The sequence below is a fragment of the Pseudomonas sp. H2_D02 genome (assembly GCF_054677635.1).
In genome coordinates, this window is sequence record NZ_CP162816.1 from 1,169,587 (window position 1) to 1,183,816 (window position 14,230).

Genomic DNA, 14,230 nt, shown 5'->3' on the forward strand with positions numbered 1-14,230 from the left:
TCCTACAAGTTACCGATGGTGAGTGTCGCCAGCCGGCCGCTGAAAATGGCGGACCTGAATCTGGAAACCATTACGTAAGCCTACATAGAGGCTTTCCCCGGGCACGAGGCCCGCAGCGGTGGCCCAACGGGCCAGATCGTCCTGTTCAAACCCCAGCCAGAGATCTCCGCAGGCCTCCTTGGCCCAACTCTGGTTGTGGCTGCATAACTCTGTCACCAACAGGCTACCGCCCGGTTGCAGCAGGTTGGCCATGTGCTTGAGCGCGTCGGCCGGTGCGGCAAAATGGTGAAGCACCATGTTCAATACCACGCAATCGGCCCGCAGGCTGACGCCGTTCAGGGCATCGGCCAGTTGCAGGCTGACATTAGCCAGGGATTCGCGTTCGCACACCTGGCGGGCCAGTTCTAGCATCGCCGGGCTGTTGTCCAGCGCGGTGACCTGATTGAAGCGTCGCGCCAGTTCCGGCAGGAAAGCGCCGTCGCCGGGACCGACTTCTATCGCCGTGGCAGCCTGTCCGAAACTCAGTTTATCGAGCAGCGCCACCACACTGTCACGGTATTGCGGCAGCCCGGCGATCAAATCCTGCTGGGCGCGAAATTTCTCCGCCACCCGTGCGAAAAAATCCTGGCTGGCGGCGGCGCGTTGCCCGTGGACCTGGGCAATGCGCTCCCGCACATCCATCGGCAGGTCCAGCTCGTCCACTTCTTCGAGCAACGCGGCGTGCAGCTTGCCACCTAGCAGCTCGGTGTGGGGCAGGGCGCGCCGATAGAAAATCGCATTGCCTTCGCGACGTGTCGCCACCAGGTCGGCCTGGGCCAGGACCTTGAGGTGATGACTCATGCCGGATTGGCCGATGCCGAAGATCTGCGCCAGTTCCAGTACGCCGAACGAGTCGTTGGCCAAGGCGCGCAATACATTCAGCCGCAACGGATCGCCGCCGGCCTTGCAAAGGGCCGCCAGCTCATCGCTGTCATCATGGCGAATGGAAGGCACGCGTAAATTCATAGGTCGGCAGTCTAGTGACGGGTCTGGCGCATCGCAAGGTCAATATCAAAAAGTTTTGATATTGCTCGATAAATGGCACTTCCAAGTGCGTGCTTGACTCTACCCCCCATCAGCGGAAAGGTTTCACCTGGCCAATGCGACTTTATCCACCGCAAATATCGCCTTTGGACGAGTATCTGATTGCCCCGGGGCGGGTGGGTGAGGGAAAATGCTCGCCTTTTTTCAGTTTCGTTATTCAAAACCCAGGAGATCAGCGATGCCCAGCCGTCGTGAGCGTGCCAATGCCATTCGTGCCCTCAGCATGGATGCCGTGCAAAAAGCCAACAGCGGCCATCCCGGCGCCCCCATGGGTATGGCGGATATCGCCGAGGTGCTGTGGCGCGACTACCTCAAGCACAACCCGAGCAACCCTTCGTTCGCCGACCGTGACCGCTTCGTGCTGTCCAACGGCCACGGGTCGATGTTGATCTACTCGTTGCTGCACCTGACCGGTTATGACCTGTCGATCGATGACCTGAAGAACTTCCGCCAACTGCACAGCCGCACCCCGGGCCACCCGGAATACGGCTACACCCCTGGCGTGGAAACCACCACCGGCCCGCTGGGCCAAGGCCTGGCCAACGCCGTGGGCTTCGCCCTGGCGGAAAAAGTCCTGGCCGCGCAGTTCAATCGCCCGGACCACAACGTTGTCGACCACCACACCTACGTTTTCCTGGGTGATGGCTGCATGATGGAAGGCATTTCCCATGAGGTCGCGTCTTTGGCCGGCACCCTGGGCCTGGACAAGCTGATTGCTTTCTACGATGACAACGGCATCTCCATCGACGGCGAAGTCGAAGGCTGGTTCACCGACGACACGCCCAAGCGCTTCGAAGCCTACAACTGGCTGGTGATCCGCAACGTCGACGGTCACGACCCGGAAGAAATCAAGATCGCCATCGAGACTGCTCGCAAGAGCGCTCAGCCAACCCTGATCTGCTGCAAGACCACCATCGGTTTTGGTTCGCCGAACAAGCAGGGCAAGGAAGACTGCCACGGCGCGCCATTGGGTGCCGAGGAAATCGCCCTGACCCGTGCCGCGCTGAAGTGGGAGCACGGTCCGTTCGAAATCCCGGCCGACATCTATGCCGAATGGGACGCCAAGGAAAAAGGCCGCGCGGCCGAAGCCGAGTGGGACCAGCGCTTTGCTGCCTACTCCGCTGAATTCCCTGAGCTGGCCAACGAGCTGGTCCGTCGCCTCAGCGGCGAGCTGCCGGCCGACTTCGCCGAGAAAGCCTCTGCCTACATCGCCGAGGTTGCCGCCAAGGGCGAAACCATCGCCAGCCGCAAGGCCAGCCAGAACACCCTGAATGCCTTCGGCCCGCTGCTGCCGGAACTGCTGGGCGGTTCGGCCGACCTGGCAGGCTCCAACCTGACCCTGTGGAAAGGTTGCAAAGGCGTCACGGCCGAAGACGCCAGCGGCAACTATATGTACTACGGCGTTCGCGAGTTCGGCATGAGTGCGATCATGAACGGCGTAGCCCTGCACGGCGGTCTGGTGCCTTACGGCGCGACCTTCCTGATGTTCATGGAGTACGCCCGCAACGCCGTGCGCATGTCGGCCCTGATGAAGAAGCGCGTGCTGTACGTGTTCACCCACGACTCCATCGGCCTGGGCGAAGACGGCCCGACTCACCAGCCGATCGAGCAACTGGCGAGCCTGCGCTGCACGCCGAACCTGGACACCTGGCGCCCATGTGACGCCGTGGAGTCGGCAGTGGCCTGGAAATACGCGATTGAGCGTAACGATGGCCCATCGGCGCTGATCTTCTCCCGTCAGAACCTGCAACACCAATCTCGCGATGCCGGCCAGATCGGCGACATCAGCCGTGGCGGCTATGTGCTCAAGGACTGCATCGGCGAGCCTGAACTGATCCTGATCGCCACCGGTTCGGAAGTCGGCCTGGCCGTCCAGGCCTACGACAAGCTGACCGAGCAGGGCCGCAACGTGCGCGTGGTGTCCATGCCATGCACCAGCGTTTTCGACGCCCAGGACGCCGGCTACAAGCAAGCGGTGTTGCCGCTGCAGGTCAGCGCGCGCATCGCCATCGAAGCCGCTCACGCCGATTACTGGTACAAGTACGTGGGCCTGGAAGGTCGCGTGATCGGCATGACCACCTACGGCGAATCGGCTCCTGCGCCAGCGTTGTTCGAGGAGTTTGGCTTCACCCTGGAAAACATCCTGGGTCAGGCTGAAGAGCTGCTGGAAGACTGATCCGCTAATTGTGTCGCCTGGGCTATCGCCTTCGCGAGCAGGCTCGCTCCCACATGAGATTGCATTTTTAATGTGGGAGCGGGCTTGCTCGCGAAAGCGGTAGTTCAGGCAATGCAGTCTTAACAGGCTCACCCGATCAGAGAACCCCCATGCCCCAACCGCGTCCCTACAAAGTTGCACTCAACGGCTACGGCCGCATTGGTCGTTGCGTCTTGCGTGCGTTGTTCGAGCGAGGGGCGAAGGCCGGGTTCGAGATTGTGGCCATCAACGATCTGGCCGACATGGCCAGCATCGAATACCTGACACGCTTTGACTCCACCCATGGCCGGTTCCCCGGCGAAGTGCGGGTCGAGGGCGATTGTCTGCATATCAATGGCGACTGCGTGAAGGTCCTGCGCAGCGCCACCCCTGAAGGCATCGATTGGGCGTCCCTGGGCGTCGACCTGGTGCTTGAATGCTCCGGCGCCTACAACACTCGCGACGATGGCCAGCGGTTCATCGCCGCGGGCGCGCCACGGGTGCTGTTTTCCCAGCCGATGGCCAGCGAGGCGGACGTCGACGCCACCATCGTCTACGGTGTGAACCAGGACTGCCTGACCGGCGAAGAGCTGCTGGTCTCCAACGCGTCCTGCACCACCAACTGCGGCGTGCCGCTGTTGCGCCTGCTGGACCAGGCCATTGGCCTGGAATACGTGTCCATTACCACGATCCACTCGGCAATGAACGACCAACCGGTGATCGACGCCTATCACCACGAGGACTTGCGCCGCACTCGCTCGGCGTTCCAATCGGTGATTCCGGTGTCCACTGGTCTGGCGCGTGGCATTGAACGGCTGTTGCCGGAACTTGCCGGGCGAATTCAGGCCAAAGCCGTGCGGGTGCCGACGGTCAACGTGTCCTGCCTCGATATCACGATGCAGACCGTGAGCGATACCGACGCTACCGAGGTCAACCGGATCCTGCGCGAAGCCGCCACCAGTGGCCCGCTCAAAGGCCTCCTGGCCTACACCGAGTTGCCTCACGCCAGTTGTGATTTCAACCACGACCCGCATTCGGCCATCGTCGATGCCAGCCAGACCCGCGTTTCCGGGCCGAGGCTTGTGAATATCCTGGCCTGGTTCGACAACGAATGGGGTTTTGCCAATCGAATGCTGGACGTTGCCGAGCATTACCTGCAAACAGCTTCCAATAAACCTGCTCTCTAAACAGTTACCCAGGAATTGCGACCCATGACCGTGTTGAAGATGTCCGACCTCGATCTGCAAGGTAAGCGCGTACTGATCCGCGAAGACCTCAACGTCCCCGTCAAGGACGGTGTTGTCACCAGCGACGCGCGCATCCTGGCCTCGCTGCCGACCATCAAGCTGGCCCTGGAAAAAGGCGCGGCCGTGATGGTCTGCTCGCACTTGGGCCGTCCGACCGAAGGCGAGTTTTCGGCGGAAAACAGCCTCAAGCCTGTGGCCGATTACCTGAGCAAGGCCCTGGGCCGTGACGTTCCCCTGGTGGCCGATTACCTGGGCGGTGTCGACGTCAAGGCTGGCGACGTCGTGCTGTTCGAAAACGTGCGTTTCAACAAAGGCGAGAAAAAGAACGCCGACGAACTGGCCCAGCAATACGCCGCCCTGTGCGACGTGTTCGTGATGGACGCCTTCGGCACCGCCCACCGCGCCGAGGGCTCGACCCATGGCGTGGCGAAGTTTGCCAAGGTCGCCGCTGCTGGCCCGCTGCTGGCCGCCGAACTCGATGCGCTGGGCAAGGCTCTGGGTTCTCCGGCCCAGCCGATGGCCGCTATCGTTGCCGGTTCCAAGGTGTCGACCAAGCTCGATGTACTCAACAGCCTGAGCCAAGTCTGCAACCAGTTGATCGTCGGTGGCGGCATCGCCAACACCTTCCTCGCTGCGGCCGGCCATCCGGTTGGCAAGTCGCTGTACGAGCCGGACCTGCTGGACACCGCCCGTGAAATCGCCGCCAAGGTCAGCGTGCCGCTGCCGGTGGACGTGGTGGTCGCCAAGGAATTTGCCGAAAGCGCCACCGCCACCGTGAAGCTGATCGCCGACGTGGCCGAAGACGACATGATCCTCGACATTGGCCCGCAAACTGCGGCCAATTTCGCTGAACTGCTGAAATCCTCCCAGACCATCCTGTGGAACGGTCCAGTTGGCGTGTTCGAGTTCGACCAGTTCGGTAACGGCACAAAAGTACTGGCCCAAGCCATCGCCGAAAGCGCCGCGTTTTCCATCGCCGGCGGTGGCGATACCCTGGCGGCCATCGATAAATATGGCGTGGCTGAGCAGATCTCCTACATTTCTACCGGCGGTGGCGCGTTCCTTGAATTCGTCGAGGGCAAAGTGTTGCCAGCCGTGGAAGTCCTGGAAAGCCGGGCCAAGGCCTGAGGCAGCGTTGACCAGGCAAAGGAGTGTTCCAATGGTCAAGACGTTCATGGTGCTGATGGCTGCGACGTTGCTGGCGGCCTGTTCCAGCAGCCCGAAAGCCACGGCGCCGGATAATGCGGCGCCAACGCCCGAGGATGGCTGCTACCAGGCTGACTGGCAGGCCGAGACCAACCCGGTGCTGAACAAGCGTTCCGGGCCGGACGGCCTGGATAAATACGAGACGCAAGCGCCGGTCAAGGAACATGGTTGCCCTTGACGGGTCAGACTCTTTAACTCATGGCGGGCGGCCTGTGCCGCCCGTCGAGGAACACGGATGAAAGGCTTTGTCGCCGTCATGGCGTTGGCATTGTTGGCCGGTTGCTCGCAACTGGGTTTTCTGCAGTCGTCCGAACCCGTTGCAGAGGGCTGGACGAGTTGGACATGTGACAGCGAAGCCAAGGTGCTCTGGCGTTACACCGATGCGGCACGCAAGGCAGTCGATGTCCGCCTCGGCGGCGCCGACAAGGTCTATCGTCTCAAGCTCGAACCGGGTGCCGAAGGTTCGCTGTACAGCGATGACATGCTGGCGTTTCACATCAAGGGTGAGGAAGGCCTGGTGTACTGGGTCGCCACCAATGATCTGATCGGACGTGGTTGCAAGGCTGAGTGACAAGATTCATCTGATTCACACAGATCTGAATAGGGAAGCAGATCCCATGTGGGAGCGAGCTTGCTCGCGATAGCGGTCTATCAGGCAACAGAGATGTTGAATGTGCCACCCTCATCGCGAGCAAGCTCGCTCCCACAGGGATCGCGTCAATATTTGGGTTTAGCGATACCGAACACGCGGCCCGGGCCAACCCCCGATCCGCAATGACTTGAATAGCCGCCGCCGCTCCGGCAGGCTGGCACGATTAACGACCCTCGACCGGGAGAGATACACACAATGGCACTTATCAGCATGCGTCAGATGCTGGACCACGCAGCCGAGTTCGGCTACGGCGTCCCAGCCTTTAACGTCAACAACCTTGAGCAGATGCGCGCCATCATGGAAGCCGCTGACAAGACTGACTCCCCGGTGATCGTCCAGGCTTCGGCTGGTGCCCGCAAATACGCCGGCGCGCCGTTCCTGCGCCACCTGATCCTGGCGGCGATCGAAGAATTCCCGCACATCCCGGTGTGCATGCACCAGGACCACGGCACCAGCCCTGACGTCTGCCAGCGCTCGATCCAACTGGGCTTCAGCTCGGTAATGATGGACGGCTCCCTGGGCGAAGACGGCAAGACCCCGACCGACTACGAGTACAACGTGCGCGTCACCCAGCAGACCGTCGCCATGGCCCACGCCTGCGGCGTTTCGGTGGAAGGCGAACTGGGTTGCCTGGGCTCGTTGGAAACCGGCATGGCCGGCGAAGAAGACGGCATCGGCGCCGAAGGCGTGCTGGATCACAGTCAGATGCTGACCGATCCGGAAGAAGCCGCGGATTTCGTCAAGAAAACCCAAGTCGACGCCCTGGCCATCGCCATCGGCACCAGCCACGGCGCCTACAAATTCACCAAACCGCCCACTGGCGACGTGCTGGCCATCGACCGCATCAAGGAAATCCACAAGCGCATCCCCAACACCCACCTGGTGATGCACGGTTCTTCCTCGGTACCGCAGGAGTGGCTGGCGATCATCAACCAGTACGGCGGCGACATCAAGGAAACCTACGGCGTGCCGGTTGAAGAAATCGTCGAAGGCATCAAGTACGGCGTGCGCAAGGTCAACATTGACACTGACCTGCGTTTGGCTTCCACCGGTGCGATGCGTCGGTTGATGGCAACCAATCCTAGCGAGTTCGACCCGCGCAAGTTCTTTGGTGCGACGGTGACGGCGATGCGGGATGTTTGTATTGCGCGTTATGAGGCGTTTGGTACGGCGGGTAATGCTTCGAAGATCAAGCCGATCTCGTTGGAAGCCATGTATCAGCGGTATTTGAAGGGTGAGTTGAGCGCTAAGGTCAACTAAGGCTTTAGCGTTGTGAGAAAACCCGCAGAAATGCGGGTTTTTTTATGGGTGGGATTTGTGTATATCCGTTTTTTGGATGATGGCCACTTATGGTTCCGCCCGTAAGGGCGAAACCATAAGTGGCCGTTACAAAAAAACGGACATACACACAGATCCTGATAGCGCTGTGTCAGCCGACATCCCTATCACTGACCCAGCGCTATCGCGAGCAAGCTCGCTCCCACAGGGGATCATCTCCCACCGGGAGGGCTTTATTGGTCTTCGAGGCCGCGTTGTTCAATGACGCCGAACACGTCGGTAACATCCTGGACCAGAATCCGGGCGACGTTGGTGAGAGTGTTGAAATCGCTGGCGGCCGAATCGCGCAGGGTGGTGCAGGCCATGAGCGTCAGGTAATCGAGGGTCGCATGCAGGCGTTCGCTGGCGCAGGCGTGGAGCTCGGCCAGTGGGACGGTTTTATCGACGAACAGGACGGGCTGGGTGGTGGCGATCGGGGTGAGCGGAGTGAAGCGAGTGGGCAATTGTTCGGCTTTCATGACAAACCTCTAACTCAAATAGATATTTGCCACCGTTCGCTGCGAAACAAATTAGGTGGCAGCCATGTGCGGGTTCGCAGACCGAGGAGTTAGAGAAACCCGGCAGACCCGAAGATCTCCCACACACAGCCGCCATGAAAAGCCGAGGTAGGCGGGATAGGCCTACATCGATTTCTGACGGTCGTGATTCTAACCCACCAGGGCTGCGAAACCCCTGCCCACCGACCAAAGCCAGCAGCCCCCCGAACTATAGAGCAGATTCCCAACGCCAAAATCTCCCCTGTAGGACGCATCGCCCCCCGTGGCGAGGGAGCTTGCTCCCGCTCGGGGGCGCAGCCGCCGTAAAACCGGCAAATGCGGTAGGTCTGGAGGAAAGGGGGGCCGCTTCGCCGCCCAGCGGGAGCAAGCTCCCTCGCCACGGGGCGTAAATTCCTACGAGATTTTCAGAAGGAGCAAATCAGGTGTTGTGATCGATATCCAACACGCTGAACGTCACCTTCCCACCTTCGCTGGTATAGCCCGTGTTGTCCTGCACATACACACCGGCCTTGAAGTACAACGGCTTGTCGCGCCAGGCGCGACCGACGGTGGTGTACCAGCTGTTACCCGCCGCGGTAATGCCCAAGTCGCCGGTACGATCCAGGTGGATCCGGTAAGAGAATGACCGGTTGAGCTTGACCCCCGTGGCGACCGTGATGACCCTGCCTTCGCTGTCATCGGGACGCATGCGGACCTTGGCGACAATGTTGCCGGTGGCGCTGGAGTCGCTGTATTGGTATTCCAGCTTGACCATGGGCTTGCTGCTGTCCTTGGCATGGATCTGACCAATCACGATCTTGCCGCTGCTGGGCACCTGGTTGACGACGAGGCTCGCCCGCAGCTGGTTGTCGGCGTCGGGGTAGACCCAGTTGCGCAGGGTGCCGTCCTTGTAGGTCTCGCGCAGTTCGCTGCGCGGGTAAATGGCATTCTCTGTCTTGGTGCCGGTCACCGGTGACCAGAAGTACACCGTGCTGCCTGAGGAGTTGAAATACTTGTCCTGAAACCCGTCCACCAAACGAGGGGTTTCGATGGTTTTTGGCGGGCTGCCTTCGGGAATGCTCAGGTTCCAGGTTGCAAGATCGACCATGTTCGGATCCTTTCTGAGGAGAAGAAATGATTTACGCCACAGCCGGAGGCTCTAAGACGCGCTTTTTCCGACGCCAAGAAGGGGTGGGGACGAAGATTTGACACAGTCGTCCGGCGGAGGGTTGGCGTCAGCAGACCGTCAGAGTGGCGTTTGCCGGTTTTGTGCCCGAGAAAAACGACCATTGGTCGATTATCTGGTTTTTGCGGGGAACCTTACGGGATGGCCATTTGGCAGCCTTGCCGGATTCAAGACCAAAAAAAGCACCCTGAGTCGGATGCTTTCTAAACGGGACGGTCGATAGCAGCGTTCCGTGCTGCTGTCACGGCGGAGCGGGGCGGCGATCAAAGGGTGGTGTGTTTGATTTCCAACAGGCTGAACGTCACTTTTCCGCCTTCAGTGACATAGCCCGTGTTGTCCTGGACATAAACGCCGGCCTTGAAATACAGCGGCTTTACCTTCCAGCTCGGATCTACGGTGGTACGCCAGTTGTAACCCGCTGCGCTGATGCCAAGTGCACCCTTGGGGCTCAGGTGAATCATGTACGAAAAGCTGCGGTTCAGGGTCACGCCGGTGGCAATGGTAATGACCTGCCCCGTCTCGTCATCAGGACGCATGCGCACCTTGGCGACGATGTTTCCCGTGGAGCTGTAGGTCTTGTATTGGTATTCCAGCTTCACCATCGGGCTGGTGCTGTCCTTGGTATGAATCTGACCAATCACGATCTTGCCGGAGCTGGGTACCTGATTGACGGTAATGGTGGCGCGCAGGGTGTTGTCCGCCGACGGGTAAAGCCAGTTGCGCAAGGTGCCGTCGGGATAGGTTTCGCGCAGTTCGCTGCGCGGGTAAATCGCGTTGGCCGTCTTGGTGCCGGTTACCGGGGCCCAGAAGAACACGGTGCCGGTTTCGGCGTTGAAATATTGATCCTTGAACCCTTGCGCCAGGCGAGGGGTTTCGATGGTCATCGCCGGGCTGCCTTCGGGGATGCTCAAGTTCCAGGTGGTGAGATCGATCATGTTCAGGTCCTACGTATCGGGATGTAAAAAAGGGTGCGCCGCGTCGGGAGGCTTTAAACCGCCCTTTTGAAGCGTCTCGAAACGCTGGATAGGGGCTTTTCTTGTTGACCGTTCGGCGGTTGTTTGACGTCAATTGACTGTCAGTGGTGTCGTTGCAGCTTTTGTGCCTGACTGGGGTGACCGTTAGTCGGCTATTTCGGGCTTTGTCTGGATGATGGCGCGATGACACCTACTGCTTTTCAAAATCCCGGTCTAGAGTGAGATCACTGTATGTTGTCCGCCTTGCTCGATAGGGCGGACATGGCGCCCCGATAAGAGAAGCAGCATGGAATGCGCGCAACCCCCGTTTGGCGAAGACAGCTCTGTCCTTTTGATCGTTGATGACTACCCCGAAAACCTGCTCAGCATGCGAGCGTTGCTGCAGCGTCAGGATTGGCAGGTGATGACCGCGTCCTCGGGGATCGAGGCGCTGAATCTGCTGCTCGAACATGACATCGACCTGGTGCTGCTGGATGTGCAGATGCCGGACATGGACGGTTTCGAAGTGGCGCGCCTGATGCGCGGCAGCCAGCGCACGCGGCTCACGCCAATCATTTTCCTCACCGCCAACGAGCAGTCCCAGGACGCCGTCATCAAGGGCTACGCCAGTGGCGCGGTGGATTACCTGTTCAAACCCTTCGATCCGCAGATCCTCAAGCCCAAGGTCCAGGCGTTGCTCGAGCACCAGCGTAACCGCCGCGCCTTGCAGCGCTTGAGCCAGGATCTCGAAGCGGCACGGGCCTTCAATGCCTCGGTGCTGGACAACGCCGCCGAAGGGATCCTGGTGGTGGATGAGGACGGCTGCATCCGTTTCGCCAACCCTTCGACGTGCCGTCTGCTCAATGCCACCGCGGACCAGTTGCAGGGGATGCCTTTACTCGATTTCCTGCAGAAGCCCCATATTCCCGAATGGACGGACTCGGAGATCCATATCGCCTACCAGCGCGGCGAAACCTGGCGCCTGCACGATGCGGTGTTGCGTACCGCACCCGGCCAGCAGGTGTCGGTGGCCCTGTCCTGTGCGCCTTTGCCCTCGGAACAGAAGGCCATGGTGGTGACGCTCCAGGACATGTCGGTGGTTCGCCATCTGCACCAGCAGTTGGAATTCCAGGCTGTGACTGACCCGCTGACCGGCTTGCTCAACCGCAGGGGGTTCTATCAGACGGCGGAAAACCTGCTGATGCGCAGCGAACGGCTGGAAAGCAACTGGGTGCTGCTGTACCTGGACCTTGATGGCTTCAAGCGCGTCAACGATTCCCTGGGCCACGATGCCGGCGATCGGGTGCTGCGCTGGGTCTCCGAACAATTGAAGGCCTGCCTGCGACCCTTCGATATTCTCGCGCGGCTCGGCGGTGATGAGTTCACGGCCCTGCTGGATCTTGAAGTACCCGAGCAGGCTGCCAAGATCGCCGAGAAACTTATTGAACGGGTTTCGATCTGCCAGCAGATCGAAGGCATGGACGTGACGCTGGGGGCCAGCATCGGGATCGCGACTTACCCGGATTGCGGCTCCAACCTCGATGGCCTGCTGCGCGCTTCCGACATCGCGATGTACGAGGCCAAGCGCGCCGGCCGCCAGCAATATCGTTTTTATGACCACGAAATGAACGGTCGGGCCCGTTCACGGCTGATGCTCGAGGAAAGCGTGCGCTCGGCCATCGAAAACCGCGACTTCAATATGGTCTACCAGCCGCAGGTCAGTATTCATGATGGACGCATTCGCGGGTTCGAGGCGCTGTTGCGTTGGCAGCACCCAAGCGTCGGCGATGTTCCGCCGGGCTTGTTCCTGCCGCTGTTGGAAGAGGCGCGGCTGATCAGCCGACTGGGCAGTTGGATCTACCACCGCAGCGCGGCCCAGCGCAAAGTCTGGGAGCGCTTGTTCGCCGAGGATCTGGTGTTGGGCGTGAGCTTGAGCAGCACTCAGTTCGGCATGCCCAACCTGGTGACCGAGTTGCGCCAGGTGCTGGAGCGCCACGCCTTGAAGCCTCGGCAACTTGAGGTCGAGGTGACCGAGGATGCGCTGATGCGCAACCCGGACGAGACCCATAAGCAACTGCGATTGCTGCGCCATCTGGGGGTGCGCGTGGCGCTGGATGACTTCGGTTCCGGGCCTTGCTCGTTGGCTCACCTGCGGGATCTGGAGCTCGATACCCTCAAGCTCGACCGGCATTTGATCGCCCGTTTGCCAGGCTCGCCCCGAGATGCCGCATTGGCCGCCTCGGTGATCGACCTGTGTCGGCAACTGGGCTTGCGAGTGATCGCCGAAGGGGTGGAGACCCGCGAACAATATCAGTGGTTGCAGGCCCACGGCTGCGAGTTCGTGCAAGGTTTCCTCGTGGCGCGCCCCTTGATGGCGGAAGACACCAACGCCTTCGCCAAGCCCTTCGACTGGAGCGCGGTCATCGCCTGAATTCGCTACACTGGCGGCCTTTTGTAATGGTGTGGCCGCCCGATGACTGCGCTCAAATACCTCCAGGCGTACCCCGCCGCCTTGCAAGCCCAGGTGCAACAATTGATCGCCGAGGATCGGCTGGGCGATTACCTGCGCCAGCGCTATCCCGACCGGCATCCGATCCAGAGCGATAAGGCGTTGTACGCCTACGCGCTGGAACTCAAGCAGCAATACCTGCGTAACGCGCCGGCCATCGACAAGGTGCTGTTCGACAATCGCCTGGACCTGACGCATCGTGCACTGGGCCTGCATACAGCCGTGTCGCGGGTGCAAGGTGGCAAGCTCAAGGCCAAGAAGGAAATCCGCATCGCATCGTTGTTCAAGGAGGCGGCGCCCGACTTCCTGAAGATGATCGTGGTTCACGAGCTGGCCCACTTCAAGGAATCGGACCACAACAAGGCGTTCTACCAACTTTGCGAGCACATGCTGCCGGGTTATCACCAGTTGGAATTCGACCTGCGGGTGTACCTGACCTGGCGGGACCTGCAACAAGACAAGGAATGATCGGATGGACGTCAGCAAGACCAAGAGCAGCTTCTATCGTCGCTTGTATGTGGCTTACCTGATCGACAGCGGCCTGGCCAGTAACGTCCCGGCCCTCACCGAAGTCACCGGCATGCCCCGGCGTACGGCCCAGGACACCGTGGCGGCGCTGGCGGACCTGGATATCCTGTGTGAGTTCGAACAAGAAGAAGGCGCGCGCAACCATGCCGGGCGATATCGGATTCGCGATTGGGGGGCGATTGATCGGGGGTGGATCGAGCAGAACCTGGAGCGGATCAGGGCGGTGCTCGGCTATCCCTGAATGCTGGTTGTGTCTGGGTTGGCGTCTTCGCGAGCAAGCCCGCTCCCACAGTGGGATCTTTTGTAGGCACAAAAACTTTGTCTACCTCAGAACCCTTGTGGGAGCGGGCTTGCTCGCGAAGAGGACCTTAAGGACGATGCATGCCGATATGCGGAATCCCATCCTCCAGATACTCGACACCCACCGCTTCAAACCCATACCGCCCGTAATACCCCTGCAGATGCGCCTGGGCCGACAACGAAATCGATGTGCCGGGCCAGTGCTTCTGCGCCTGTTCGAGCGCACGCTCCATCAGCGCATGCCCCAGCCCCTGGCCGCGTGCTTCTGGCGCGATGACCACCCGGCCAATCACCACGTCGCTGTTGCGCGAGTGGGGATCGAGCAAACGAAGGTAGGCGATCAGGTGATTGTCCCGCCAAGCCATCAGGTGGCACGTGTCTCCTTCCAGATCGAGTCCATCCACGTCCGGGTAGGCGCAGCTCTGCTCGACCACGAACACGTCGGCGCGCAATTTTAGAATGGCGTACAGCTGCTCCTTGCTCACGTCGCTGTGATGTTTGCAGACCCAGTCGATATCCATTTTTTGAATTTCCTTGAATGCCTGATGCCGATATTAG

14 protein-coding genes are annotated in these 14,230 nt (G+C 60.4%); 9 read left to right on the forward strand and 5 right to left on the reverse strand.

What is annotated here, in order from left to right; all coding sequences use genetic code 11:
• Window positions 1-9 precede the first annotated feature (9 nt).
• Window positions 10-1,005, reverse strand: coding sequence for an ArsR/SmtB family transcription factor (locus tag AB4N42_RS05345; RefSeq protein WP_217860536.1), 996 nt, complete (start codon window positions 1,003-1,005; stop codon window positions 10-12).
• 256 nt (window positions 1,006-1,261) lie between these two features.
• Between AB4N42_RS05345 and tkt the strand changes: the two genes are divergently transcribed.
• The 6 genes from tkt to fba all read left to right on the forward strand — a co-directional run bounded on the left by tkt (window position 1,262) and on the right by fba (window position 7,642).
• A complete protein-coding gene (gene tkt / locus AB4N42_RS05350) occupies window positions 1,262-3,259 on the forward strand; it encodes a transketolase (RefSeq protein WP_258648449.1) in 1,998 nt (665 codons plus the stop codon).
• A 149-nt stretch (window positions 3,260-3,408) separates the two neighbouring features.
• Complete coding sequence (gene epd / locus AB4N42_RS05355) at window positions 3,409-4,464, forward strand: erythrose-4-phosphate dehydrogenase (protein WP_030137857.1); 1,056 nt, start codon at window positions 3,409-3,411, stop codon at window positions 4,462-4,464.
• 24 nt (window positions 4,465-4,488) lie between these two features.
• Window positions 4,489-5,652: a phosphoglycerate kinase gene (locus AB4N42_RS05360; RefSeq protein ID WP_030137856.1), complete on the forward strand. Its 1,164-nt coding sequence runs from the start codon at window positions 4,489-4,491 to the stop codon at window positions 5,650-5,652.
• Window positions 5,653-5,683: 31 nt separating this feature from the next.
• Window positions 5,684-5,908: a putative periplasmic lipoprotein gene (locus AB4N42_RS05365; RefSeq protein ID WP_030137855.1), complete on the forward strand. Its 225-nt coding sequence runs from the start codon at window positions 5,684-5,686 to the stop codon at window positions 5,906-5,908.
• A gap of 57 nt (window positions 5,909-5,965) precedes the next feature.
• Complete coding sequence (locus AB4N42_RS05370) at window positions 5,966-6,301, forward strand: MliC family protein (RefSeq protein WP_198796855.1); 336 nt, start codon at window positions 5,966-5,968, stop codon at window positions 6,299-6,301.
• Between the two features lie 276 nt (window positions 6,302-6,577).
• Window positions 6,578-7,642 carry a class II fructose-bisphosphate aldolase gene (fba, locus tag AB4N42_RS05375; RefSeq protein WP_030137853.1) on the forward strand — a complete coding sequence of 355 codons (1,065 nt, stop codon included), beginning with the start codon at window positions 6,578-6,580 and terminating at the stop codon, window positions 7,640-7,642.
• A gap of 251 nt (window positions 7,643-7,893) precedes the next feature.
• Here the strand turns inward: fba and AB4N42_RS05380 are convergent, their stop codons facing one another.
• The 3 genes from AB4N42_RS05380 to AB4N42_RS05390 all read right to left on the reverse strand — a co-directional run bounded on the left by AB4N42_RS05380 (window position 7,894) and on the right by AB4N42_RS05390 (window position 10,317).
• Window positions 7,894-8,178 carry a fructose-bisphosphate aldolase gene (locus AB4N42_RS05380; protein ID WP_198796854.1) on the reverse strand — a complete coding sequence of 95 codons (285 nt, stop codon included), beginning with the start codon at window positions 8,176-8,178 and terminating at the stop codon, window positions 7,894-7,896.
• Between the two features lie 457 nt (window positions 8,179-8,635).
• A complete protein-coding gene (locus AB4N42_RS05385; protein ID WP_249877105.1) occupies window positions 8,636-9,304 on the reverse strand; it encodes a polysaccharide lyase family 7 protein in 669 nt (222 codons plus the stop codon).
• A gap of 341 nt (window positions 9,305-9,645) precedes the next feature.
• A complete protein-coding gene (locus AB4N42_RS05390) occupies window positions 9,646-10,317 on the reverse strand; it encodes a polysaccharide lyase family 7 protein (RefSeq protein WP_181288242.1) in 672 nt (223 codons plus the stop codon).
• Window positions 10,318-10,642: 325 nt separating this feature from the next.
• On the opposite strand from AB4N42_RS05390, the gene AB4N42_RS05395 reads away from it, so the two are divergent.
• From AB4N42_RS05395 to AB4N42_RS05405, 3 genes are read left to right on the forward strand one after another with little or no spacing between them, the layout of a single operon-like run.
• Complete coding sequence (locus AB4N42_RS05395) at window positions 10,643-12,766, forward strand: putative bifunctional diguanylate cyclase/phosphodiesterase (protein ID WP_030137849.1); 2,124 nt, start codon at window positions 10,643-10,645, stop codon at window positions 12,764-12,766.
• A 42-nt stretch (window positions 12,767-12,808) separates the two neighbouring features.
• Window positions 12,809-13,312: a M48 metallopeptidase family protein gene (locus AB4N42_RS05400; RefSeq protein WP_030137848.1), complete on the forward strand. Its 504-nt coding sequence runs from the start codon at window positions 12,809-12,811 to the stop codon at window positions 13,310-13,312.
• Window positions 13,313-13,316: 4 nt separating this feature from the next.
• A complete protein-coding gene (locus AB4N42_RS05405; RefSeq protein WP_030137847.1) occupies window positions 13,317-13,613 on the forward strand; it encodes a winged helix-turn-helix domain-containing protein in 297 nt (98 codons plus the stop codon).
• 127 nt (window positions 13,614-13,740) lie between these two features.
• On the opposite strand, the gene AB4N42_RS05410 is transcribed toward AB4N42_RS05405, so the two are convergent.
• The gene (locus tag AB4N42_RS05410; protein ID WP_030137846.1) at window positions 13,741-14,193 is read right to left on the reverse strand and encodes a GNAT family N-acetyltransferase; all 453 of its coding nucleotides are present in this window, start codon (window positions 14,191-14,193) and stop codon (window positions 13,741-13,743) included.
• Window positions 14,194-14,230 lie beyond the last annotated feature (37 nt).

What these genes read in the sequence shown, in the direction of transcription:
- AB4N42_RS05380 (WP_198796854.1), bottom strand. Translation starts at nt 8,178, where the DNA reads ATGAAAGCCGAACAATTGCCCACTCGCTTCACTCCGCTCACCCCGATC.
- AB4N42_RS05370 (WP_198796855.1), top strand. Translation starts at nt 5,966, where the DNA reads ATGAAAGGCTTTGTCGCCGTCATGGCGTTGGCATTGTTGGCCGGTTGC.
- AB4N42_RS05395 (WP_030137849.1), top strand. Translation starts at nt 10,643, where the DNA reads ATGGAATGCGCGCAACCCCCGTTTGGCGAAGACAGCTCTGTCCTTTTG.
- AB4N42_RS05360 (WP_030137856.1), top strand. Translation starts at nt 4,489, where the DNA reads ATGACCGTGTTGAAGATGTCCGACCTCGATCTGCAAGGTAAGCGCGTA.
- AB4N42_RS05385 (WP_249877105.1), bottom strand. Translation starts at nt 9,304, where the DNA reads ATGGTCGATCTTGCAACCTGGAACCTGAGCATTCCCGAAGGCAGCCCG.
- AB4N42_RS05405 (WP_030137847.1), top strand. Translation starts at nt 13,317, where the DNA reads ATGGACGTCAGCAAGACCAAGAGCAGCTTCTATCGTCGCTTGTATGTG.
- fba (WP_030137853.1), top strand. Translation starts at nt 6,578, where the DNA reads ATGGCACTTATCAGCATGCGTCAGATGCTGGACCACGCAGCCGAGTTC.
- AB4N42_RS05390 (WP_181288242.1), bottom strand. Translation starts at nt 10,317, where the DNA reads ATGATCGATCTCACCACCTGGAACTTGAGCATCCCCGAAGGCAGCCCG.
- AB4N42_RS05400 (WP_030137848.1), top strand. Translation starts at nt 12,809, where the DNA reads ATGACTGCGCTCAAATACCTCCAGGCGTACCCCGCCGCCTTGCAAGCC.
- AB4N42_RS05410 (WP_030137846.1), bottom strand. Translation starts at nt 14,193, where the DNA reads ATGGATATCGACTGGGTCTGCAAACATCACAGCGACGTGAGCAAGGAG.
- AB4N42_RS05345 (WP_217860536.1), bottom strand. Translation starts at nt 1,005, where the DNA reads ATGAATTTACGCGTGCCTTCCATTCGCCATGATGACAGCGATGAGCTG.
- AB4N42_RS05365 (WP_030137855.1), top strand. Translation starts at nt 5,684, where the DNA reads ATGGTCAAGACGTTCATGGTGCTGATGGCTGCGACGTTGCTGGCGGCC.
- tkt (WP_258648449.1), top strand. Translation starts at nt 1,262, where the DNA reads ATGCCCAGCCGTCGTGAGCGTGCCAATGCCATTCGTGCCCTCAGCATG.
- epd (WP_030137857.1), top strand. Translation starts at nt 3,409, where the DNA reads ATGCCCCAACCGCGTCCCTACAAAGTTGCACTCAACGGCTACGGCCGC.